This window comes from Pseudomonas sp. Root71 (assembly GCF_001429045.1).
GTDB lineage: Bacteria > Pseudomonadota > Gammaproteobacteria > Pseudomonadales > Pseudomonadaceae > Aquipseudomonas > Aquipseudomonas monachiensis.
Map to the genome: position 1 here is coordinate 658,646 of NZ_LMHY01000012.1, position 21,669 is coordinate 680,314.

Consider the following 21,669-nt stretch of genomic DNA (forward strand, 5'->3'; position numbering starts at 1 on the left):
CGCAACGGCGCTCGTCCAGCCGGACGGGCGCATGGAGAGTTTTTATGTCAGTTTGCGCTCCGGACGCTGTCCTCTCGGTCAGCGGTATCGGCAAGACCTACGCCCAGCCGGTTCTTACCGGCATCGACCTGACGCTCATGCGCGGGGAAGTGCTGGCGTTGACCGGCGAGAACGGTGCAGGCAAAAGCACGCTTTCGAAGATTATTGGCGGGCTGGTCACGCCGACCACCGGCCAGATGCGGTTTCAGGGGCAGGACTATCGTCCGGGTAGCCGGGCTCAGGCTGAAGCGCTGGGTATCCGCATGGTCATGCAGGAACTCAATCTGCTGCCGACCTTGTCGGTGGCGGAAAACCTGTTTCTCGACAACCTGCCCAGCAAAGGCGGCTGGATCAGTCGCAAGCAGTTGCGCAAGGCGGCCATCGAGGCCATGGCTCATGTCGGGCTCGACGCCATTGACCCGGACACCCTGGTCGGCGAACTGGGCATCGGCCATCAGCAAATGGTCGAGATCGCCCGCAACCTGATTGGCGATTGTCATGTGCTGATTCTCGATGAGCCGACGGCAATGCTCACTGCCCGCGAAGTCGAAATGCTGTTCGAGCAGATCACCCGCCTGCAGGCGCGCGGCGTATCGATCATCTATATCTCCCATCGCCTTGAAGAGCTGGCGCGGGTCGCGCAGCGCATTGCCGTGCTGCGCGACGGCAACCTGGTCTGTGTCGAGCCGATGGCCAACTACAACAGCGAGCAACTGGTTACCTTGATGGTTGGTCGCGAGCTCGGCGAACACATCGATATGGGGGCGCGCAAGATCGGCGCTCCGATGTTGACGGTCAAGGGCCTGAGCCGTGCCGACAAGGTTCGCGGCGTGTCGTTCGAAGTCCGTGCCGGAGAGATTTTCGGGATATCCGGTTTGATTGGCGCAGGGCGCACCGAGTTGCTGCGTCTGATCTTTGGTGCTGATATCGCCGACAGCGGCACGGTTGCCCTGGGGGCGCCGGCGCAGGTCATCAATGTGCGTTCGCCAGTGGATGCGGTCGGGCATGGCATCGCGTTGATCACCGAAGATCGCAAGGGCGAAGGCCTTTTGTTGACGCAATCGATCGGCGCCAATATCGCCTTGGGCAACATGCCCGGCATCTCCTGCGCGGGCGTTGTCGACAACGATGGCGAGAACGCCCTGGCCCAGCGTCAGATCGACGCCATGCGCATTCGCAGTTCCGGTCCGGCACAGTTGGTGTCCGAGTTGTCCGGCGGCAATCAGCAGAAGGTCGTCATCGGCCGTTGGCTGGAGCGCGATTGCTCGGTGCTGCTGTTCGACGAGCCGACCCGCGGCATCGACGTCGGCGCCAAGTTCGATATCTATAACCTGCTCGGCGAGTTGACTCGCCAAGGCAAGGCGCTGGTGGTGGTCTCCAGCGACTTGCGCGAGCTGATGCTGATCTGCGACCGGATCGGCGTGCTGTCGGCCGGGCGCCTGATCGATACCTTCGATCGCGACAGCTGGACCCAGGATGAATTGCTCGCCGCTGCTTTCGCCGGCTACCAAAAACGTGATGCGCAGCTCGTTGAAGCCGCGCCTAGGGATCTTCCATGAATACCGTTTCTTCCGCCGGCAAACGCAGTGGCAACTTCTACGGCCTGGGCACCTATCTGGGCCTGGCGGGTGCCTTGTTGGCGATGATCGTGCTGTTCTCGGTGCTGAGCAGTCATTTTCTGTCCTACGATACTTTCAGCACCCTGGCCAACCAGATTCCGGACCTGATGGTGCTGGCGGTCGGCATGACCTTTGTGTTGATCATCGGTGGCATCGACCTGTCGGTTGGCTCGGTGCTGGCGCTGGCGGCCTCGACCGTGAGCGTGGCGATTCTCGGCTGGGGCTGGGGCGTGCTGCCGGCGGCGCTGCTGGGCATGGCCGTCGCGGCGCTCGCCGGTACCGTCACCGGCTCGATCACGGTGGCGTGGCGGATTCCGTCGTTCATCGTGTCCCTGGGCGTGCTGGAAATGGCTCGCGGGGTGGCGTACCAGATGACCGGTTCGCGTACGGCCTACATCGGCGATGCGTTCGCCTGGTTGTCCAATCCGATCGCCTTCGGCATTTCGCCGTCGTTCATCATTGCGTTGCTGATCATTTTCGTCGCCCAGGCCGTATTGACCCGCACGGTGTTCGGTCGTTACCTGATCGGGATCGGTACCAACGAAGAGGCCGTACGGCTGGCGGGGATCAACCCCAAGCCATACAAGATCCTGGTCTTCAGCCTGATGGGGTTGCTGGCCGGTATTGCCGCGTTGTTCCAGATTTCTCGCCTGGAAGCCGCCGACCCGAATGCCGGCTCCGGTCTTGAGTTGCAGGTGATCGCGGCCGTCGTGATCGGCGGGACCAGCCTGATGGGCGGGCGCGGTTCGGTGATCAGCACGTTTTTTGGCGTCCTGATCATTTCCGTGCTGGCCGCGGGGCTGGCGCAGATCGGGGCAACCGAGCCGACCAAGCGCATCATTACCGGTGCGGTGATCGTGGTGGCGGTGGTGCTGGATACTTATCGCAGTCAACGCGCAAGCCGGCGGACCTGAGTCATGGCGACTATCAAAGATGTGGCAGCCCTTGCCGGCATTTCCTACACCACGGTTTCCCATGTGGTGAACAAGACCCGCCCGGTCAGTGAAGAAGTCCGGATCAAGGTCGAGGCGGCAATCCAGACCCTCGACTACGTCCCCAGCGCCGTGGCCCGTTCGCTCAAGGCCAAGACCACGGCGACCATCGGCCTGTTGGTGCCCAACAGCCTGAACCCGTATTTCGCCGAACTGGCCCGGGGTATCGAGGATTACTGCGAGCGAAACGGTTACTGCGTCATCCTGTGCAACTCCGACGACAATCCGGACAAGCAGCGCAGCTACCTGCGCGTGCTGCTGGAAAAACGCATCGACGGCCTGATTGTCGCCTCGGCCGGTGGCGACAGTGGCCTGGTACAAGGCCTGAAAGGCGTCCGCACGCCCATGGTGATCGTCGACCGCGGACTGGACGGTGTCGATGCGGACCTGGTGCGTATCGATCATGAATACGGCGCCTATCTGGCGACCCGACATCTGCTGGAGTTGGGGCACCGGGATATCGCCACCATCAGCGGGCCGGAAAACACCAGCGTGGCGCAGATGCGACTGGCGGGTTATCGCCGGGCCTTGAAGGAGGCGGGCATCGAAGTCTCGTCCGGGCGCATGCTGGAAAGCGATTTCACCAGCACCGGCGGCTACAGCGCCGCCGCGATTCTGCTGGAAAGCAATCCGCCTAGCGCCATTTTTGCCGCCAACGACATGATCGGCATCGGCGTGCTGCGGGCCGCCGCCGAGCGCAATATTCGCGTGCCGAGCGAGTTGTCGGTGATCGGCTTCGACGATATCCAGATGAGTCGCTATGTCTACCCGTCGTTGACCACGGTCGGGCAATCGATCCTGCAGCTCGGCGAAATGGCTGCCGAAGTGCTTTTACGGCGGATCGCCACGCCGGGCCTGGCGACCGATCAGCGGATCGTGACGCCGAGTATCGTCATACGTGAATCGACGGCGCCGCTGGCTGGCGTGTTTGCCCAGTGCCGTTGAAAACAGAAAGTCGTTGAAACAAAAAGCCATTGAAAACAGAAAGCCGCTGAACCCACAGCGCCGCCGAAACAGAATCGATGAGTAGCAATGTATGCCAGCAAAAGTAGTGGTGATAGGCAGTTTGAACATGGACCTGGTGACCCGGGCGCCACGCTTGCCCAAGGGCGGTGAAACGCTGATTGGGCAGTCGTTTACCACCGTCTCCGGCGGCAAGGGCGCCAATCAGGCCGTGGCTGCGGCGCGGCTGGGGGGGCAGGTGTCGATGATCGGCTGCGTGGGCAATGACGCTTATGGTGAGGTGCTGCGCGGGGCGCTGTTGGCCGAGCAGATCGATTGCCAGGCGGTGAGCATCGTTGATGGTTCCAGTGGGGTGGCGTTGATAGTGGTCGACGACAGCAGTCAGAACACCATCGTGATCGTCCCCGGCGCCAACGGGGCATTGACCTCTGAAGCCATCGACCGTTTTGATTCGGTGATACAGGCGGCGGACGTGCTCATCTGTCAGCTGGAAGTGCCCGATGCTTCCGTTGGCCATGCGCTCAAGCGCGGTCGCGAACTGGGCAAGACAGTCATCCTCAACCCGGCACCGGTCAGCCGCCCGCTGCCGTCGGACTGGTACGCGTCCATCGATTACCTGATTCCAAACGAAAGCGAAGCGTCGGCACTGAGCGGTGTGTCGGTGGACTCCCTCGAAACTGCGCAAGCCGCGGCGACCCGCCTGATTGCCCTGGGCGCCGGCAAAGTGATCATCACCCTCGGTGCGCAAGGTTCGCTGTTTGCCGATGGCCATCGCTTCGAACATTTCCCCGCGCCCGTAGTAAAGGCTGTCGATACCACGGCGGCCGGCGACACGTTTGTCGGCGGTTTCGCTGCGGCACTGGCCGCGGGTCAAGATGAGGCGCAGGCGATCCGCTTCGGACAGGTGGCCGCGGCGCTGTCGGTCACCCGTGCTGGCGCGCAACCTTCGATTCCCGTCTTGAGCGATGTACAGGCGTTTAAAACCCCATGAAAAAGACACCTCTGCTCAACATTGCGCTATCGCGGCTGATCGCTTCATTGGGGCATGGCGACCTGGTCGTCATCGGTGATGCCGGGCTGCCGGTTCCACCGGGCGTTGAATTGATCGACCTGGCCCTGACCCATGGCATTCCGGATTTTGTCAGTACCTTGAAGGTGGTGCTCAGTGAGATGCAGGTCGAAAGCCATGTGCTGGCTGAGGAAATCCTGGATAAAAAGCCGTCGGCCCTGGTCGCGCTGCAAGAGCTGGACGGCGAAGGTGCGTTGGGGCGGCGCGAGTTGCTCACTCATGAACAATTCAAGGTACTGAGCCGACAAGCCAGGGCGATTGTTCGTACAGGCGAATGCCAGCCGTACTGCAACATTGTGCTGGTCGCCGGGGTTACGTTTTGACGGGCTGTACGCGTTTTGATGTCCCTGGCACAAGGCGTGCGCCCCGTATCGCTATGCTCAGAAACTGCACCCACTGCTCCGGAGCCTGCTGCTTTTGACCTTGAAGACCGCAACCAACGCCCACGCGGCCCCAAAGATCGACCTGATCATCGACACCGATCCGGGGGCTGACGACGTCGTTGCCCTGTTGTTCGCCCTGGCATCGCCGCAAGAGCTGAATGTCCGGGCATTGACCACCGTTGCCGGCAACGTTCGCCTGGACAAGACCTCGCGCAATGCTCGACTGGCCCGCGAGTGGGCGGGGCGCGAAGAGGTTCCGGTCTATGCGGGGGCGCCGAAACCCCTGGTGCGCACACCCATCTATGCCGAGGATATTCATGGCAAGGAAGGGTTGTCGGGCATTGCCGTGTATGAGCCCGGCAAAGGCCTGGCCAAGGGCAGTGCCATCCCTTATCTGATCGATACCCTTAAATCTGCCGAGCCTCACAGCATTACCATCGCCATGCTTGGCCCGCAGACCAACCTGGCCCTGGCGTTGATCCAGGAGCCGGGTATCGTTCAGGGCATCAAGGAAGTGGTGGTCATGGGCGGCGCGCATTTCAACGGCGGCAACATCACGCCGGTGGCCGAGTTCAACCTGTTCGCCGATCCGCAAGCGGCCGAAGTGGTGCTCAACAGTGGTGTGAAGCTGACCTACCTGCCGCTGGATGTGACCCACAAGATCCTTACCAGCGAAGCGCGCCTGAATCAGATTGCCGCGCTGAACAACAACGCCAGTCGTCTGGTGGGCAGTATTCTCAATGAGTACATCAAGGGCGACATGGAGCACTATGGCCTTCCGGGCGGCCCGGTGCATGACGCCACGGTTGTCGCTTACCTGCTCAAGCCGCAATTGTTCAGCGGTCGTTCGGTCAACGTGGTGATCGACAGCCGCGAAGGACCGACCTTTGGACAAACCATCGTCGACTGGTATGACGGCTTGAAAGCGCCAAAGAATGCCTTCTGGGTCGAAAGCGGCGATGCCCAGGGCTTCTTCGATCTGCTGACCGAGCGCCTGGCCCGCCTGAAGTAAGCATCATCTGCCGCAGGCGCTTGCCTGCGGGTTTCACTCCCTCGCGCTAACCGCTCAGGTCTTTTGGTCCGACAGGTGTTTCTCGAAAATCTGCTCGATGAACGATTGGGCGGCTTCGGTTCCAAGGTCCCTGACCAGAAGGTCGATACCGATAATGGCGAGCTCTTCCGTGCTGCTTGGGCTGTAGGAGCTGTGGCCGTCTTGCCACTTGGCCTTGATGTCAGCGTCGATGCTTACGGTGGTCATGATGGCGCTCGTGAAGTCGGGGAAGTCTGAGTGCCGAGTTAACCATTTTGCGGGGCTTTTGACACGCCGACTTAGGTATGAAAGGAGGGCTATGCGACACTTGGCCTTTGTCGAATATTCAAGGAGCACGCTGTGCAGATCGATTTGAACTCCCCGGATGGCCTGACCCTCGAGGCGGTGCGTCAGTTGCTGGCCGGCGCCAGTGACGATGAGCACACCCAGTTGCGGGTCACCAAGGGAGGCATCGCCTACATCTCCTCGGGTGTCGTGGGCGGTACCGATATCGACGGCTTGTTGTTCCGGCTCGAAACCTGGGCCAAGGGCTCAGGTTATGTCGGGCGGGTCGCGGCCAGCGATGAAGTCTGGGTCATGCAAATCTTCAATGCCTTGAAAGAGAACTGGCCCAATCCTCCTTACGACTACATCGACGTCTATTGAGCGTCGTTCATATTCAGTCACGATTCAGTGGTTAAGGGCAGGGCGACGCTCAGGCAGAATCGCGGCTCGTCCGGATCATGGGCAGGGTGCTCCCTGTGAAACCAAACGCCAGTCTGGTTGTCGCACGATCTCAGCTTAATCATTGAATAAGGAGGCTTCATGCCTTGGAAGCTCGCGTCATTGGGTACTTTGTTGGCCGTTGCCACACTGGCCGGTTGCAGCACTCCCTCTACGGAGTCGGCAACAACGGATGTTGCGACAACTGACACGGGTCACAGTCGCTGTGAGGCAAAGGCTGCCGAGTTCACTATCGGTAAACAGGCATCGCCGCAGTTGCTTGAGCAGGCGCGTACCCGCGCAGGGGCGCAAAGTGCACGGTTCCTGCTGCCAACCGATATGGTGACGCTGGAGTACCGCTCCGATCGCCTGAACCTGAACACCGATGCCAGCCGGGTAGTGACGCGCGTCAACTGCGGCTGATCGTTCGGCTTTTGTTTCAGCCATAAAAAACCCCGTCACATGGACGGGGTTTTTTTAGTGCGCCTGGAAATTACTCTGGGCGAACTTGAGCAGCTTGCATACCCTTTTGGCCTTTCTCAGCCACGAAGGAAACAGTCTGGCCTTCTTTCAGGCTTTTGAAACCGTCGCTTTCGATAGCTTTGAAGTGTACGAACAGGTCGTCACCGCCACCTTGAGGAGTGATGAAGCCGAAGCCTTTTTCATCGTTGAACCATTTAACGGTGCCGGTTTGGCGATTAGACATGGTGTATCTCCAAGAAACATATATTTTCAGTAGTACTGTGCTGCTCAGGCCAACTGGGCACACCCGGGTATCATAGTCGAAATGTTCGCTTTGGGAGCCCCCCGGGCGAGCTGTTTGCCTTGCTGTCGAGCGGTCTTTGGTGCTTCCTATCGCTGGAGGCCCCGTTTTAAAAGGCTTTCAGCCGAAAGAAAAGACGAAAAAAAAGCTGTAAAACCTTCAAAAAATCTCAGTCAAAGTGACATTCGGTCTGTTTTTTCGGTCAGTGCAGGTGAAAAAATCAATGCCAGACGCTTATTTCTTCGCCCCGGTATCGACCCTGCAAGTGGCGATTTTCTGCATCGCCTGATTTGCCAGTTCTTGACTTGCCTTGCCGTCCATCAATGCCTGAAGGTCTTTGGCAGGATAGGATTTGAGCTGGTCGGCGCCGCAACCACAGACGGCTTTTGCCTTCGCATCACCGATCTTTTGTGCCGCTGCAGGGACGCATTGCGCCATGTATTTCTCGCGCTCACCCTTTGGCCAATCGGCGTGGGCGGCCAATGGCAGCAGCAGAACGATGGGGGCAACTACGGCGAACAAACGGTTCAGACGCATGCTGGGATGCTCCTTGTGGGTCAATGACGTGTTATCTGAGGGGCGAAGCGGTGTTCAAGTTCAGCACTCTGGCATAAAAATGCCCGATTTGCCCCCGTACAAAGTCTGTGTGCATCGACGACCGTTCATCTGTGCTAGCATGCCTCGCTCGGGCGTTTGCAGGCTCCGGCGGACCTTCAGTCCCGGTAGCGGCAGATGCACGATTAACCCTGATTTGAATCCCAGTCACTCTGGTTCGGTTTTCCGGTTGGCCGCAAGGCTCCTGCCGCTGTAAGGCAGGCGTTCGTCATTGAATGGCCTGGACCGGATCTTGTACTGGCTCATCCCAACCCACGTGACCTTTGGTAGGGGTCACCACTAGGAGAGGAGGCGCCATGCCAACTATTACTCTTCCCGACGGCAGTCAACGTTCATTCGATCACCCGGTTTCCGTAGCCGAGGTCGCCGCATCCATTGGTGCAGGCCTGGCCAAGGCCACCGTTGCCGGCAAGGTCGATGGCAAGCTGGTCGACGCCAGCGACATCATCGACAGCGATGCGTCGCTGCAAATCATCACGCCAAAGGATGAAGAGGGGCTGGAGATCATTCGCCACTCTTGCGCCCACCTGGTTGGCCACGCGGTCAAGCAGTTGTACCCGAGCGCCAGGATGGTCATCGGTCCGGTCATCGATGAAGGTTTCTATTACGACATCGCCTTCGAGCGTCCTTTCACTCCGGACGACCTGGCGGCCATCGAACAGCGCATGCAGCAGCTGATCGAGAAAGATTACGACGTGATCAAGAAAGTCACTCCGCGCGCCGAAGTGATCGAAGTGTTCAAGGCCCGTGGCGAAGACTACAAGTTGCGCCTGGTCGAAGACATGCCGAACGAGCAGGCCATGGGCCTGTACTATCACGAAGAATACGTCGACATGTGCCGCGGTCCGCACGTGCCGAACACCCGCTTCCTTAAATCCTTCAAGCTGACCAAGCTGTCCGGCGCCTACTGGCGCGGCGATGCCAAGAACGAGCAATTGCAGCGCGTCTACGGCACCGCATGGGCGGACAAGAAGCAACTGGCGGCTTACATCCAGCGCATTGAAGAAGCCGAAAAGCGCGATCACCGCAAGATCGGCAAGCGCCTGGGCCTGTTCCACACCCAGGAAGAGTCGCCGGGCATGGTGTTCTGGCACCCGAACGGCTGGACTTTGTACCAGGTGCTAGAGCAGTACATGCGCAAGGTTCAGCGCGATAACGGCTACCTCGAAATCAAGACGCCGCAAGTCGTTGACCGCAGCCTGTGGGAGAAATCCGGGCACTGGGCCAACTACGCCGACAACATGTTCACCACCCAGTCGGAAAACCGCGACTACGCGATCAAGCCAATGAACTGCCCTTGCCACGTGCAGGTGTTCAACCAGGGCCTGAAGAGCTACCGCGAGTTGCCGATGCGCCTGGCCGAATTTGGTGCATGCCATCGCAACGAGCCGTCGGGTGCCTTGCACGGCATCATGCGCGTGCGCGCGTTCACTCAGGACGACGCCCACATCTTCTGCACCGAAGAGCAGATGCAGGCCGAGTCCGCTGCGTTTATCAAGCTGACCATGGACGTCTACGCCGATTTCGGCTTTAAAGATGTCGAAATGAAGCTGTCCACTCGTCCGGAAAAACGCGTCGGTTCCGACGAACTTTGGGATCGCGCCGAAGCTGCACTGGCCGCAGCCCTTGATAGCGCGGGCCTGCCGTACGATCTGCAGCCGGGCGAGGGTGCGTTCTACGGTCCGAAGATCGAGTTCTCGCTGAAAGATTGCCTCGGTCGCGTCTGGCAATGTGGTACCCTGCAGCTCGATTTTAACCTGCCTGTCCGTCTGGGAGCCGAATACGTCTCCGAAGACAACAGCCGCAAGCACCCGGTCATGTTGCACCGGGCGATCCTGGGGTCCTTCGAACGCTTCGTCGGAATCCTGATCGAGCACTACGAGGGTGCATTCCCTGCGTGGCTGGCGCCGACCCAGGCAGTGGTGATGAATATCACTGATAAACAGGCCGATTTTGCCGCTGAAGTTGAAAAAACCCTCAACGAAAGCGGATTTCGTGCCAAGTCTGACTTGAGAAATGAAAAGATCGGCTTTAAAATCCGCGAGCATACTTTGCTCAAGGTTCCTTATCTCTTGGTTATCGGAGATCGGGAAGTCGAGATGCAGACTGTCGCTGTGCGTACTCGTGAAGGTGCTGACCTGGGCTCGATGCCCGTCGCCCAGTTCGCTGAGTTTCTCGCGCAAGCGGTTTCCCGGCGTGGTCGCCCAGATTCGGAGTAATTATTATTAAGCGTGAAATGAGACAAGATAAACGAGCTGCACCGAAAGCCCCGATCAACGAGAATATCTCGGCACGCGAGGTTCGGTTAATTGGGGCTGAAGGTGAACAGCTTGGGATTGTGTCAATTGAAGACGCGCTTCTTAAGGCTGAAGAGGCCAAGCTGGATCTGGTGGAAATTTCCGCCGATGCAGTACCCCCTGTTTGCAAACTGATGGACTACGGCAAGTCGATCTTCGAAAAGAAGAAGCAGATTGCTGCGGCCAAGAAAAACCAGAAGCAGATTCAGGTTAAAGAAATCAAGTTTCGTCCAGGGACGGAGGAAGGGGATTACCAGGTAAAACTGCGCAACCTGGTACGTTTCCTGAGTGATGGGGACAGGGCCAAGGTATCCTTGCGATTCCGCGGCCGTGAGATGGCCCACCAGGAGCTGGGGATGGAACTCCTCAAGCGAGTTGAAGGTGACTTGCTCGAGTACGGTTCGGTCGAACAGCATCCTAAGATGGAAGGACGCCAGCTGATCATGGTCATCGCCCCGAAAAAGAAGAAGTAATCAACAGGGCACGGCAGGCCTTCTGATTATGTTTATCAACTGAATGCGGAGTATCCGAACATGCCAAAAATGAAGACCAAAAGTGGTGCTGCTAAGCGGTTTCTGAAAACTGCTAACGGTATCAAGCACAAGCACGCTTTCAAGAGCCACATCCTGACCAAAATGTCGACCAAGCGTAAGCGTCAACTGCGCGGTAGCAGCTTGCTGCATCCGTCTGACGTGGCAAAAGTCGAGCGCATGCTGCGCCTTCGTTAATTTTAGTCAAGAATAGAGGAAGTAACTCATGGCTCGTGTAAAGCGTGGCGTCATTGCCCGTAAGCGTCACAAAAAAATTCTGAAACTTGCTAAAGGCTACTACGGCGCACGCTCCCGCGTATTCCGTGTTGCCAAGCAAGCGGTAATCAAGGCAGGCCAATACGCCTACCGTGACCGTCGTCAGAAAAAACGTCAGTTCCGCGCTCTGTGGATCGCTCGTATCAACGCTGGTGCTCGTATCAACGGTCTGTCCTACAGCCGTTTCATTGCCGGCCTGAAAAAAGCGTCCATCGAGATCGACCGTAAGGTTCTGGCTGATCTGGCAGTGAACGAAAAAGCGGCGTTTGCTGCGATTGTCGAGAAAGCTAAAGCCACCTTGGCTTAAGTACCCCCGACAGTCACCCGGCCTCGCATCTGTGGGGCCAGGTGTTAAACGTCATAAATAGGGGAAGAGCCTTCAAGCTCTTCCCCTATTTTGTATCTGGAGTCTGTACATGGAAAACCTGGATGCGCTCGTCTCTCAAGCTCTAGAGGCTGTGCAAAGCGCTGAAGATATCAATGCCCTGGAGCAAATCCGGGTTCACTACCTTGGCAAGAAGGGTGAATTGACTCAGGTGATGAAGACCCTGGGGAATTTGCCGGCAGAAGAGCGTCCGCAGGTCGGTGCGCTGATCAACGTTGCCAAGGAGCGTGTCACAGAGGTCCTTAATGCGCGCAAGGCATTGTTTGAAGAAGCCGATCTGGCTGCCAAACTCTCTGCCGAGTCCATTGACGTGACCCTGCCTGGCCGTGGTCAGACCTCCGGTGGTCTGCATCCGGTTACCCGCACTCTGGAACGCGTCGAACAGTTCTTCACCCGTATTGGCTACGGCATCGCCGAAGGCCCTGAGGTCGAAGACGACTATCACAACTTCGAAGCGCTCAACATCCCAGGCCACCACCCGGCCCGGTCGATGCATGACACCTTCTATTTCAATGCGAACATGTTGTTGCGCACCCATACCTCGCCGGTACAGGTCCGCACCATGGAGTCGAAACAGCCGCCGATCCGCATCGTCTGCCCAGGCCGTGTATACCGCAGCGACTCCGATATCACCCACTCGCCGATGTTCCACCAGGTCGAAGGCCTGCTGATCGATCGTGACATCAATTTCGCCGACCTCAAAGGCACCATCGAAGAGTTCCTGCGGGTGTTCTTCGAAAAGGAACTGGCGGTACGTTTCCGTCCTTCGTACTTCCCGTTCACCGAGCCATCCGCTGAAGTCGACATGGAATGCGTGATGTGCAGCGGTAAAGGCTGTCGCGTCTGCAAGCAGACCGGTTGGTTGGAAGTGATGGGCTGCGGCATGGTTCACCCGAACGTGCTGCGCATGTCCGGGATCGACCCGGAAGAGTTCTCGGGCTTTGCCTTCGGCATGGGCGTTGAGCGTCTGGCCATGCTGCGTTACGGCGTGAACGACTTGCGTCTGTTCTTCGACAACGACTTGCGGTTCCTCGCGCAATTTCGCTAGTCGTAACGAATTCTTAGGAGAGCAGGATGAAATTCAGTGAACAATGGCTGCGTGGCTGGGTTAGCCCGCAGGTAAGTCGCGACGAGCTGGTTGCTCGTCTGTCGATGGCCGGTCTTGAGGTCGATAGCGTTACGCCGGCCGCCGGTGTTTTCAGTGGCGTGGTCGTTGGCGAGGTGCTGAGCACCGAGCAGCACCCGGACGCCGACAAGCTGCGTGTGTGCCAGGTCAGCAACGGTTCGGAAACCTTCCAGGTTGTTTGCGGTGCGCCAAATGTGCGCCCGGGCCTGAAGATTCCTTTCGCCATGATCGGCGCCGAGCTGCCGGGCGACTTCAAGATCAAGAAGGCCAAGCTGCGTGGCGTTGAGTCCAACGGCATGCTGTGCTCGCAATCCGAGCTGCAGGTCGGTGAAGGCAATGACGGCTTGATGGAGCTGCCGGCCGATGCGCCGGTGGGCGAGGATTTCCGCGTTTATCTGGACCTGGAAGACGCCAGCATCGAGGTCGATCTGACCCCGAACCGTGGCGACTGCCTGTCCCTGGCCGGTCTGGCCCGTGAAGTGGGTGCACTGTACGCCGCTCCTGTGGTCCGTCCGGTGGTGGCCTCGATTCCTGCCGCCCACGACGAAGTGCGTTCGGTAGAAGTGCTGGCGCCCGCCGCGTGCCCGCGCTACCTCGGTCGTGTGATTCGTAATGTCGACCTGTCCAGGCCTACGCCGCTGTGGATGGTTGAGCGCCTGCGTCGTGCAGATGTGCGCAGCATCGACGCTGCCGTCGACATCACCAACTACGTGATGCTGGAACTGGGTCAGCCGCTGCACGCTTTCGATCTCGCCGAAATCAACGGTGGCATCCGTGTGCGCATGGCCGAAGAGGGCGAGAAGCTGGTACTGCTCGACGGTCAGGAAGTCAGCCTGCGTAGCGATACGCTGGTGATTGCCGACCACTCCCGCGCACTGGCAATCGCCGGTGTCATGGGTGGCGAGCACAGCGGTGTCTCCGCGACCACCCGCGATGTGTTCCTGGAAAGCGCTTTCTTCGACCAGATCGCCGTAGCAGGCAAGGCCCGTTCCTATGGCCTGCACACTGACGCATCCCATCGCTATGAGCGCGGCGTTGACTGGCAGCTGGCCCGCGAAGCCATGGAGCGCGCGACCGGCTTGCTGCTCGATATCACCGGTGGTGAAGCGGGTCCGATCATCGAGACCGTCAGCGAACAGCACCTGCCGAAAATTGCTCCGATCACCCTGCGTGCCCAGCGCATTACCCAGATGCTGGGTATGGAAATGGACTCGGCTGAAGTGGAGCGTCTGCTCAATGCCTTGGGCCTGACCATTACTGCCGACGGGGCAGGGCAGTGGCGTGTAGAAGTGCCAAGCCATCGCTTCGATATCAGCCTGGAAGTCGACCTGATTGAAGAACTGGCACGCCTGTACGGCTACAACCGTTTGCCGGTTCGTTACCCGCAAGCGCGTCTGGCGCCGCAAGCCAAGGCAGAAGCCCGTAGCGACCTGCCTGAGCTGCGCCGACTGCTGGTTGCCCGTGGGTATCAGGAAGCAATTACCTACAGCTTCATCGATCCGAAACAGTTCGAACTGTTTAATCCGGGTGTGGAGCCGTTGCTGCTGGCGAACCCGATCTCCAATGACATGGCCGCCATGCGTTCGTCGCTGTGGCCGGGTCTGGTCAAGGCGCTTCAGCACAACCTGAACCGTCAGCAGGATCGCGTGCGTCTGTTCGAAAGCGGCCTGCGTTTCGTTGGTCAGCTTGAAGGTTTGAAGCAAGAGCCGATGTTGGCAGGCGTTGTTTGCGGTAGTCGTCTGCCGGAAGGCTGGGCGCAAGGTCGCGATACCGTCGACTTCTTCGACGTCAAGGCTGACGTGGAAGCGGTGCTGGGCTTCGCCGGTGCCCTGGATGCGTTCACTTTCGTACCGGGCAAGCACCCGGCGCTGCACCCGGGTCAAACCGCGCGCATCGAGCGTGACGGTCGTCTGGTCGGCTTCATTGGCGCGATCCACCCTGAATTGTCGAAAACCCTCGGTCTCGACCGTCCAGTCTTCGTCTTCGAGCTGGTTCTGGCGGAAGTGGCGTCGGGCAAAATGCCTAAATTCCACGAGTTATCGCGCTTTCCTGAAGTGCGTCGTGACCTTGCACTGATTGCGCACAAAGACGTTGCAGCCACGGCTGTACTGGACGTAATCCGTGAAAATGCAGGCGAATGGCTGACAGACCTCAGGCTATTTGACGTGTATCAGGGTAAAGGCATTGATCCTGATAGAAAAAGCCTTGCAGTCGGCTTGACCTGGCAGCATCCATCGCGCACTCTTAATGACGATGAGGTGAATACCGCAACGCAAAACATCCTCACCTCGCTCGAACAAAGGTTGAACGCCACGTTAAGGAAGTGACGTATGGGGGCTCTGACGAAAGCTGAGATGGCGGAACGTCTGTATGAAGAGCTGGGCCTGAACAAACGGGAGGCCAAGGAATTGGTCGAACTGTTTTTTGAAGAAATCAGGCACGCTCTCGAAGACAACGAACAAGTCAAATTGTCCGGTTTCGGCAATTTCGACCTTCGGGACAAACGCCAGCGGCCTGGCCGCAATCCGAAAACGGGGGAAGAAATCCCGATCACGGCTCGCCGTGTGGTCACCTTTCGTCCAGGGCAGAAGTTGAAGGCCCGAGTTGAGGCTTATGCTGGAACCAAGTCATAACGACGAGCTCCCCGTCATCCCGGGCAAACGCTACTTCACCATTGGTGAAGTCAGCGAGCTGTGTGCGGTCAAACCGCACGTGCTGCGCTACTGGGAGCAGGAGTTTCCTCAACTCAACCCTGTCAAACGCCGCGGAAACCGCCGGTATTATCAGCGCCAGGACGTGCTGATGATCCGGCAGATCCGCGCGCTTCTTTACGATCAGGGGTTCACCATCGGCGGAGCGCGCTTGCGTTTGTCCGGTGATGAAGCCAAAGACGACACCACCCAATACAAGCAAATGATCCGCCAGATGATCGCCGAGCTCGAAGATGTTCTGGTGGTGCTCAAGAAATAAATTCTCGCTTTTAAATACTTCCAGTTTTCAAAAGCTTGCGATATATTCTTGAGCGTTCCTCGAGGAGAGGGACGAGTTTCACGCCTAGTCGGGGCGTAGCGCAGTCCGGTAGCGCACTAGCATGGGGTGCTAGGGGTCGAGTGTTCGAATCACTCCGTCCCGACCATTTATTTTTAAAGAAATCCAGTCACTTAGCGGTGACTGGATTTTTTTATGATTTATTGTTTTTTCGCGGAGCTGATTTTTGCCCCACTTTTTGCCCCACTGAGGATTTCGATTATCCGCTGGTCGAGAGGGAGGGGAATAAACGTAGAGTGCTCCAACGCGGGGTGTTCAAGAGCATCGGGTTGCGAGGCGTGCACGATTGCATCGTTAATAGGGAGGAACGTTTTCCTCTTCGGGTATGAACCTCCACGTATCCGCCACATATCTCCAAGCAGAGCCCGTAAGAGACTGGCTCTAAATCTCTACCGCGGGTGGCAGTGAGCGCTCTTTCAGGTGGCTGAAGGCATAACGGGTACGCAGGGCAGGGTCATAGGCGGGGAACGGCACGATTGCCCCTGCGCTGATTTCCTGCTTAAAAGTACCTTCGCAGCGAGGATTTCTTGTGCCCGAGCTGGTTGCACGCCTCAGACCATCTTTCCACCAGACAATACGCTCGAATAGTCAAAGATTGGATGGCAGCCATTGGCCTTGATCCAACCATGTACGGTACTCACACGCTTCGGAGAACCAAGGCTTCTTTGATCTATCGCAGGGCAAAGAACCTGAGGTCCGTCCAACTCTTACTAGGTCATACGAAGCTTGAAAGCACTGTTAGGTACCTGGGAGTCGAGGTCGATGATGCCTTGGAAATGGCGGAGCAGACGGAAGTCTGACCATTCATTGTGACGGTCGTGCTAGACCGTTGCTACTCGTCCCACTATCGGTCAAATGTGCCTATAAAATCAGAGACCGATTCAGATCAGAGGGCAGCCTTAGACTGCACTGAGTGATCTAAGACTGGCGTATCCTCATAATGGAATCTGTGATGGCTTGAGCATTTGTGTCCAGCGTTTCCATGGCCGATATCGCATTAGCGGCAACACTGCCAACCCCATTTTCTAAAAGCCACTTGGTTATTTCTTCTATTGCTGCACCTAGAGCGTGTTGATTGTGGAGGAGCAATGTCAGAGCGTCAGCCGTCGCGATCTTGCAGTCTGAGCTATCTGGCATGACGGTCATCCTTGAGAAATGTTGCCGGAAGCCTAGCTCATCTCACGCTGGCTGAGACTGGTGGCTAATTACCTAGTTCTATCTAGCTGTTTGCATTCAACATTCACCTGAATTGCGCTTGCTCACGCTCCTGATTTTTGACCGGCAGAGGACGACCTAAAGCTGACTGTGGCGACAGGCAGAAACAGCCAAATGCGGTCGTTCTACGAACCAATCAAAGCAGCCAGTAATTTTCGACGTCTATCTCCATGTTAATGGGAATTCTACTCACCTAGTAATCCCATCCAACGGAACACCTGCTGTGTCCGCTCAAAATCTGGCGTCAGGCCCTTTTCATGAGAAGTGCCTGACTGAATTGCGTGATAGCAAACAGACAGTACTCTTCAGTAAGATCCATTAATAAGCAAGTCAACGGTGGGTTGCTTGAAAATGATGACGATGAATCAGAAGAGAAGAAATGAAGCTCATCACGACAGCCATAGACTTAGAAACAAACCTCCAACGGCTTATCAAGAGCTACTCAAATATCTCCATTGGGGTCGCGTGGGCTTCAGCCTCAACGAAGCCCTACGAGCTTCTCTTGAAGCATAAGGACAAGATTCGGGTTGGAGTGATCGGAACCCACTTCTACCAGACCCACCCTGACGTGCTGGACAACTTCCTCCAGTCCAACACCGTCAAGTTCGTACTGCAACCCAAGGGCGTATTTCATCCAAAGGTGTATCTCTTCTGGAGCAACCATCAGTGGGAAGCCATCATTGGTAGCGCCAACTTCACCGCCGGTGCCCTACATGAGAACACCGAGCTTTGCACTCTTCTTTCCCACGAGGATGGCAATCACCTCAAGGACCTGAAAGCCCTTATAGAAGGCTATTCCGAGCGAGCCAAATCCATCACATCAATCGAAGCTGCTAACTACCGGAGAATCTGGAAGGCCAAGCAACCTGAGCTTCGCAAGCTGATGGATCACTACGGCGATAGGCCACCGACCAAATCAGCTATCGAGTCCGAAGTGATGGGTATGGACTGGCCAACGTTCCTGGCTGAACTTAAGAAGGACAAGTTACATGGCTTCGATGACCGCTTGGATCTCTTGGACAAGATCCAAAAGGTTTTTGCAAGCGTGCCTCACTTCAAGGACGTTGATGCTCAAACTCGGCGTGCGATTGCAGGGATCCCAAACAAGGTAATGGAGCATGCTGCCTGGTTTGGCTCCATGAAGGGTGCGGGTGTATTCAAGAACGTAGTCATTGAAAGCCCTGAGTTTCTATCGACTGCTCTAGACCAGATACCTTCCGCTGGTACTGTCACCAAGGATCAGTACCAGCGCTTCATTGCCGAGTACTTGAAAGCCTTCCCAAATGGACGCGACGGCATAGGCACGGCAACCAGGTTGCTCAGCATGAGGCGACCAGACCAGTTCCTTTGTGTTGATAGTGCGAACCTCAGAAAGCTGGCCAAAGACGTTGGTATGACCAATTCCACACAGCTTGACTACGACCGCTACTGGGAAGAAGTCGTTGAGAGAATCATGAATGCACCGTGGTGGAAGTCAGCACCACCGAGGTCAGGCAAAGAGCTCAAAGCCTGGAAGGCAAGAGCAGCCATGCTGGACGCTATCTTTTACGAACCAAAGTAAATATTGAGGTCGACGACGCCTTCAAGATGATCAAGCGGACTGACTAGAGTAGCAACGGTTGCGTCCGCAGCCGTCGCTCTCTGCACCGTCCGCTATATCGGGTCGATTTCAGCCCCTAGCGACAGGCAGTAATCGGCCAGAAGCTTTAGCCGGATTCGCGCAAGCGTCCGGCGAACACACCTTAGGGCCGGGGAGATCTCTTCGTAGTGCCCTGTGACCGTTTTGAACGTCTGCCGAGCGCTGGAGCACAATTGCTCCTTCCCACGACGTTCCCTGGCAAGCTTCAGCTCTCTCTGAGCTTCCGTGCCTCACTTTCATTATTCTTGCTTCAACCATGTCAGTTCACCGTAAGCGGCCAGCGAACACACCTTGCACAGATCAGGCAGGCATCCACTGATGGGGCAGCAGTTGCTCGATCTCGCTCGCCCGCTGCGTCGGCAACCGCANTTCCCCATGTGAGAGTAGGTCATCGTCAAGATTAAATTCCGAAACCCCAATTGCGAAAGCAGTTGGGGTTTTGTTTTTGTCCGCAGGAAAGTTCGCACGCAGCTGTTCAGGGTCACCTGTGCGAAATATCGTAAGCGGCCAGCGAACACACCTTGCACAGATCAGGCAGGCATCCACTGATGGGGCAGCAGTTGCTCGATCTCGCTCGCCCGCTGCGTCGGCAACCGCAACAGCACATCCTTAAGATAGGCATACGGATCATGTCCATTGATGCGCGCCGACTGGATCAGGCTCATGATCGCCGCCGCCCGCTTGCCGCTGCGCAGCGACCCAGCAAACAACCAGTTCGACCGCCCAAGCGCCCACGGCCGGATCAAGTTCTCGATCTGGTTGTTGTCGATGGGTACAGCACCATCTTCCAGGTAGCGCGTCAGCGCTACCCAGCGTTTAAGGCTGTAATCCAGGGCCTTGGCTGTGGCCGAACCCTCGGGCACAAGTTCGCGTTGGGCCAACATCCACTCATGCAGTTTTTCAGCGATGGGCACCGCTGTTTCCTGGCGTAATCGCCAGCGGTCTTCGTCGCTCATTTCCCTGGCGTGTCGCTCGACTTCGTACAGCCCGCCAATCGAGTGAAGCGCCTGCTCCGCCAACTGACTTTTATTAGCCGCGTGCAGGTCGAAGAACTTGCGGCGCGCATGGGCCATGCAGCCGATTTCGGTGATGCCCAGCTCGAAGCTGGCCTTGTAGCCGGCGAAGTCATCGCAGATCAGCTTACCGTTCCACGCGCCCAGGAAGTTACGCGCATGTTCGCCGGCACGGCTGGGGCTGAAGTCATAGACCACGGCCTTGAGTGCCGAGAATGGCGTACTGCTGTAGGCCCAGACGTAAGCGCGGTGGGTTTTCTTTTCTCCTGGAGCCAGCATTTGTACCGGCGTTTCATCGGCGTGGACTACGCGCTGGGCCAGCACTGCTTCGCGTAGCGCATCGACCAGCGGCTGAAGCTGGACACCGGTTTGACCCACCCACTGCGCCAGTGTCGAGCGCGGGATGGCCAGGCCGGCACGGCCGAAGATCTTTTCCTGTCGATAGAGCGGTAGGTGATCGGCGAACTTGGCAACCATCACGTGCGCCAGCAGGCCGGCGGTGGGGATGCCCTTGTCGATCACCTGTGGTGGCACCGGCGCCTGGATCAGCGTTTCGCACTGCCGGCAGGCCCATTTCCCACGCACATGCTGTTCGACGGTGAACACGCCCGGCGTGTAGTCCAGCTTCTCGCTGACGTCTTCACCGATGCGCTGAAGCTGGCAGCCACAAGCGCACTGGGTGTTGTCCGGCTCGTGATGGATCACGGTGCGCGGGAACTGCGGCGGCAAAGGCGCACGCTTGGGTTGCTGGCGTGGTTCTGCCTGGGCGGGTGCTGGATGAAGGGCTTTTAACTCGGCCTCGATGGCTTCAAGGTCGGTATTGAGCAGGTCATCGAGCAAGCTGCCTTGCGCCGGGCTGATCTGCTCGCTGCGCTTGGCGAACTTGTGGCGTTTGAGGATGGCGATCTCGTGAGTGAGCTGCTCGATGATCGTTTCATCGCGATGGATCTTTCTGCTCTGGGCGTCGACCTTGGACATCAACTGCGCAGCCAGTGTGCGCAGTTGTTCGGGGGTCATTTGGTCGAGATCGGGCAAGGAAGTCATGCCGTGGATTTTACCAAAGCGGCCCTCCTGTCACAGCTAAAAGCCAGGTTTTATAGCAATGTAATTGCGCCACCTGCACCGACTCGTTGCCAGGGCAATCCAAGTACCAGCGCCTGAAGTTGTTCGGAGTCGAGTTGAACCTCCGCCCCACGATGGATGCCCGGCCAATGAAACTTGCCCTGGTTCAAGCGCCGCGCCGCCAGCCAAATACCGACGCCGTCATGCACCAGCACCTTCATGCGGTTGGCCCGGCGGTTGGCAAAGAGGTAGGCACAGTGCGGCTTCGCCGCACCGAACACGGCAACCACCCGGGCCAGTGCCGTGTCGGTGCCGGCGCGCATGTCCATGGGCTGGGTGGCGAGCCAGATGGAGTCGATGCGAATCATTGGGCCAGGCCACGAATAAAACACGCGCAGCCGTCCGGATCTGACGCTGGCCATTTTATGGTGATGGATTTATCGCCCAAAGGCAGCGAGATGATCACCGTCTCTTCGGTTGCGCGCTTGGGTGCGGCTTGTACCGGGACGAAGGCCGGCAGAGTTGCGGGTGATTTATCCCGGTAAATCGGTAGCCACTTGCGGATAACGTTGGCGTTGATGCCGTGATGGATGGCTACGCTGGAAATCGTTGCTCCAGGTTGCAGGCATTCCTGGACGACTTGGGCTTTGAACGGCTTGGGGTAAGAGCTTCGTTGGCGCATGAAAATCCTGGCGATAAGGGCGATCGCGTCCGCTTAAAAATACGCGGACACCATCGCCCTTAATGCTGGAGTTCGGTAGGTGACTTGGCCGGACGCTTACAAACCGTGGTCCGCCCCTTATTGGCGGGCGGTAATTTGCTACCTGCGCCCCCTGTATTCCGGAGGACGCGTTTCAGCCTATTGCGATTCGCCGCCAGAGG

24 protein-coding genes, 1 tRNA gene and 1 pseudogene are annotated in these 21,669 nt (G+C 57.8%); 19 read left to right on the forward strand and 7 right to left on the reverse strand.

The features are described from left to right. Positions 1-44 precede the first annotated feature (44 nt). The 6 genes from ASD95_RS13045 (at position 45) to ASD95_RS13070 (ending at position 6,077) form a co-directional block, all read left to right on the forward strand. On the forward strand, positions 45-1,598 hold the full coding sequence (locus ASD95_RS13045; RefSeq protein ID WP_056722239.1) for a sugar ABC transporter ATP-binding protein: 1,554 nt from the start codon (positions 45-47) through the stop codon (positions 1,596-1,598). Further along, positions 1,595-2,572: an ABC transporter permease gene (locus ASD95_RS13050; RefSeq protein ID WP_056722241.1), complete on the forward strand. Its 978-nt coding sequence runs from the start codon at positions 1,595-1,597 to the stop codon at positions 2,570-2,572. Before ASD95_RS13045 ends, ASD95_RS13050 begins: the two co-directional genes overlap by 4 nt. Positions 2,573-2,575: 3 nt before the next feature. Next, complete coding sequence (locus ASD95_RS13055) at positions 2,576-3,595, forward strand: LacI family DNA-binding transcriptional regulator (RefSeq protein ID WP_056722243.1); 1,020 nt, start codon at positions 2,576-2,578, stop codon at positions 3,593-3,595. Between the two features lie 91 nt (positions 3,596-3,686). Then, complete coding sequence (gene rbsK, locus ASD95_RS13060) at positions 3,687-4,604, forward strand: ribokinase (protein WP_056722245.1); 918 nt, start codon at positions 3,687-3,689, stop codon at positions 4,602-4,604. Further along, positions 4,601-5,005, forward strand: coding sequence for a D-ribose pyranase (rbsD, locus tag ASD95_RS13065; RefSeq protein WP_056722246.1), 405 nt, complete (start codon positions 4,601-4,603; stop codon positions 5,003-5,005). Before rbsK ends, rbsD begins: the two co-directional genes overlap by 4 nt. 94 nt (positions 5,006-5,099) lie before the next feature. Then, complete coding sequence (locus ASD95_RS13070) at positions 5,100-6,077, forward strand: nucleoside hydrolase (protein WP_236709736.1); 978 nt, start codon at positions 5,100-5,102, stop codon at positions 6,075-6,077. Between the two features lie 54 nt (positions 6,078-6,131). On the opposite strand, the gene ASD95_RS13075 is transcribed toward ASD95_RS13070, so the two are convergent. After that, the gene (locus tag ASD95_RS13075; protein WP_046041585.1) at positions 6,132-6,323 is read right to left on the reverse strand and encodes a hypothetical protein; all 192 of its coding nucleotides are present in this window, start codon (positions 6,321-6,323) and stop codon (positions 6,132-6,134) included. Positions 6,324-6,455: 132 nt separating this feature from the next. Here ASD95_RS13075 and ASD95_RS13080 point away from each other — a divergent pair, with 132 nt between their 5' ends. Further along, entirely contained in the window at positions 6,456-6,761 is a 306-nt protein-coding gene (locus ASD95_RS13080) for a hypothetical protein (protein ID WP_007975706.1), read from the forward strand. 159 nt (positions 6,762-6,920) lie between these two features. Continuing rightward, positions 6,921-7,241 (forward strand): I78 family peptidase inhibitor, encoded by a 321-nt coding sequence (locus ASD95_RS13085; RefSeq protein ID WP_008047240.1) that lies wholly within the window; start codon positions 6,921-6,923, stop codon positions 7,239-7,241. A 70-nt stretch (positions 7,242-7,311) separates the two neighbouring features. On the opposite strand, the gene ASD95_RS13090 is transcribed toward ASD95_RS13085, so the two are convergent. Continuing rightward, complete coding sequence (locus ASD95_RS13090; protein ID WP_003179963.1) at positions 7,312-7,524, reverse strand: cold-shock protein; 213 nt, start codon at positions 7,522-7,524, stop codon at positions 7,312-7,314. Positions 7,525-7,815: 291 nt separating this feature from the next. Beyond that, on the reverse strand, positions 7,816-8,118 hold the full coding sequence (locus tag ASD95_RS13095; RefSeq protein WP_056722250.1) for a hypothetical protein: 303 nt from the start codon (positions 8,116-8,118) through the stop codon (positions 7,816-7,818). Positions 8,119-8,492: 374 nt separating this feature from the next. Here ASD95_RS13095 and thrS point away from each other — a divergent pair, with 374 nt between their 5' ends. The 10 genes and pseudogenes from thrS to ASD95_RS13145 form a co-directional block, all read left to right on the forward strand. Continuing rightward, positions 8,493-10,415: a threonine--tRNA ligase gene (gene thrS / locus ASD95_RS13100; RefSeq protein ID WP_056722251.1), complete on the forward strand. Its 1,923-nt coding sequence runs from the start codon at positions 8,493-8,495 to the stop codon at positions 10,413-10,415. Next, a complete protein-coding gene (gene infC, locus ASD95_RS13105; RefSeq protein ID WP_172435341.1) occupies positions 10,415-10,966 on the forward strand; it encodes a translation initiation factor IF-3 in 552 nt (183 codons plus the stop codon). The genes thrS and infC overlap by 1 nt, the downstream gene beginning before the upstream one ends. 60 nt (positions 10,967-11,026) lie before the next feature. Further along, entirely contained in the window at positions 11,027-11,221 is a 195-nt protein-coding gene (gene rpmI, locus ASD95_RS13110) for a 50S ribosomal protein L35 (protein ID WP_002553160.1), read from the forward strand. 28 nt (positions 11,222-11,249) lie between these two features. After that, positions 11,250-11,606, forward strand: coding sequence for a 50S ribosomal protein L20 (gene rplT, locus ASD95_RS13115; RefSeq protein ID WP_007905879.1), 357 nt, complete (start codon positions 11,250-11,252; stop codon positions 11,604-11,606). 109 nt (positions 11,607-11,715) lie between these two features. Continuing rightward, positions 11,716-12,732, forward strand: coding sequence for a phenylalanine--tRNA ligase subunit alpha (gene pheS, locus ASD95_RS13120; protein WP_007975711.1), 1,017 nt, complete (start codon positions 11,716-11,718; stop codon positions 12,730-12,732). Between the two features lie 26 nt (positions 12,733-12,758). Continuing rightward, positions 12,759-15,137, forward strand: a complete 2,379-nt coding sequence (gene pheT / locus ASD95_RS13125) for a phenylalanine--tRNA ligase subunit beta (protein ID WP_056722253.1) — start codon at positions 12,759-12,761, stop codon at positions 15,135-15,137. Positions 15,138-15,140: 3 nt separating this feature from the next. Beyond that, on the forward strand, positions 15,141-15,443 hold the full coding sequence (ihfA, locus tag ASD95_RS13130) for an integration host factor subunit alpha (protein ID WP_002553164.1): 303 nt from the start codon (positions 15,141-15,143) through the stop codon (positions 15,441-15,443). Continuing rightward, on the forward strand, positions 15,424-15,780 hold the full coding sequence (locus ASD95_RS13135; protein ID WP_003179985.1) for a MerR family transcriptional regulator: 357 nt from the start codon (positions 15,424-15,426) through the stop codon (positions 15,778-15,780). The genes ihfA and ASD95_RS13135 overlap by 20 nt, the downstream gene beginning before the upstream one ends. Positions 15,781-15,869: 89 nt before the next feature. Then, a tRNA-Pro gene (locus ASD95_RS13140) sits at positions 15,870-15,946 on the forward strand. 421 nt (positions 15,947-16,367) lie between these two features. Next, positions 16,368-16,658: pseudogene (locus ASD95_RS13145) on the forward strand (tyrosine-type recombinase/integrase); the annotation flags it as partial. Between the two features lie 118 nt (positions 16,659-16,776). Here ASD95_RS13145 and ASD95_RS29795 read toward each other — a convergent pair. Continuing rightward, entirely contained in the window at positions 16,777-16,995 is a 219-nt protein-coding gene (locus tag ASD95_RS29795; protein ID WP_056722256.1) for a hypothetical protein, read from the reverse strand. Between the two features lie 457 nt (positions 16,996-17,452). Between ASD95_RS29795 and ASD95_RS13155 the strand changes: the two genes are divergently transcribed. Continuing rightward, the gene (locus ASD95_RS13155) at positions 17,453-18,634 is read left to right on the forward strand and encodes a phospholipase D family protein (protein WP_056722258.1); all 1,182 of its coding nucleotides are present in this window, start codon (positions 17,453-17,455) and stop codon (positions 18,632-18,634) included. 608 nt (positions 18,635-19,242) lie between these two features. Here the strand turns inward: ASD95_RS13155 and tnpC are convergent. Genes tnpC through tnpA form a run of 3 tightly spaced genes read right to left on the reverse strand, consistent with a single transcriptional unit; the run spans position 19,243 to position 21,469 of the window. After that, positions 19,243-20,769: an IS66 family transposase gene (gene tnpC / locus ASD95_RS13160; RefSeq protein ID WP_056721290.1), complete on the reverse strand. Its 1,527-nt coding sequence runs from the start codon at positions 20,767-20,769 to the stop codon at positions 19,243-19,245. 50 nt (positions 20,770-20,819) lie between these two features. Beyond that, positions 20,820-21,155, reverse strand: a complete 336-nt coding sequence (gene tnpB, locus ASD95_RS29800) for an IS66 family insertion sequence element accessory protein TnpB (protein ID WP_056721292.1) — start codon at positions 21,153-21,155, stop codon at positions 20,820-20,822. Then, entirely contained in the window at positions 21,152-21,469 is a 318-nt protein-coding gene (gene tnpA / locus ASD95_RS13170; protein WP_056721294.1) for an IS66-like element accessory protein TnpA, read from the reverse strand. The genes tnpB and tnpA overlap by 4 nt, the downstream gene beginning before the upstream one ends. Positions 21,470-21,669 lie beyond the last annotated feature (200 nt).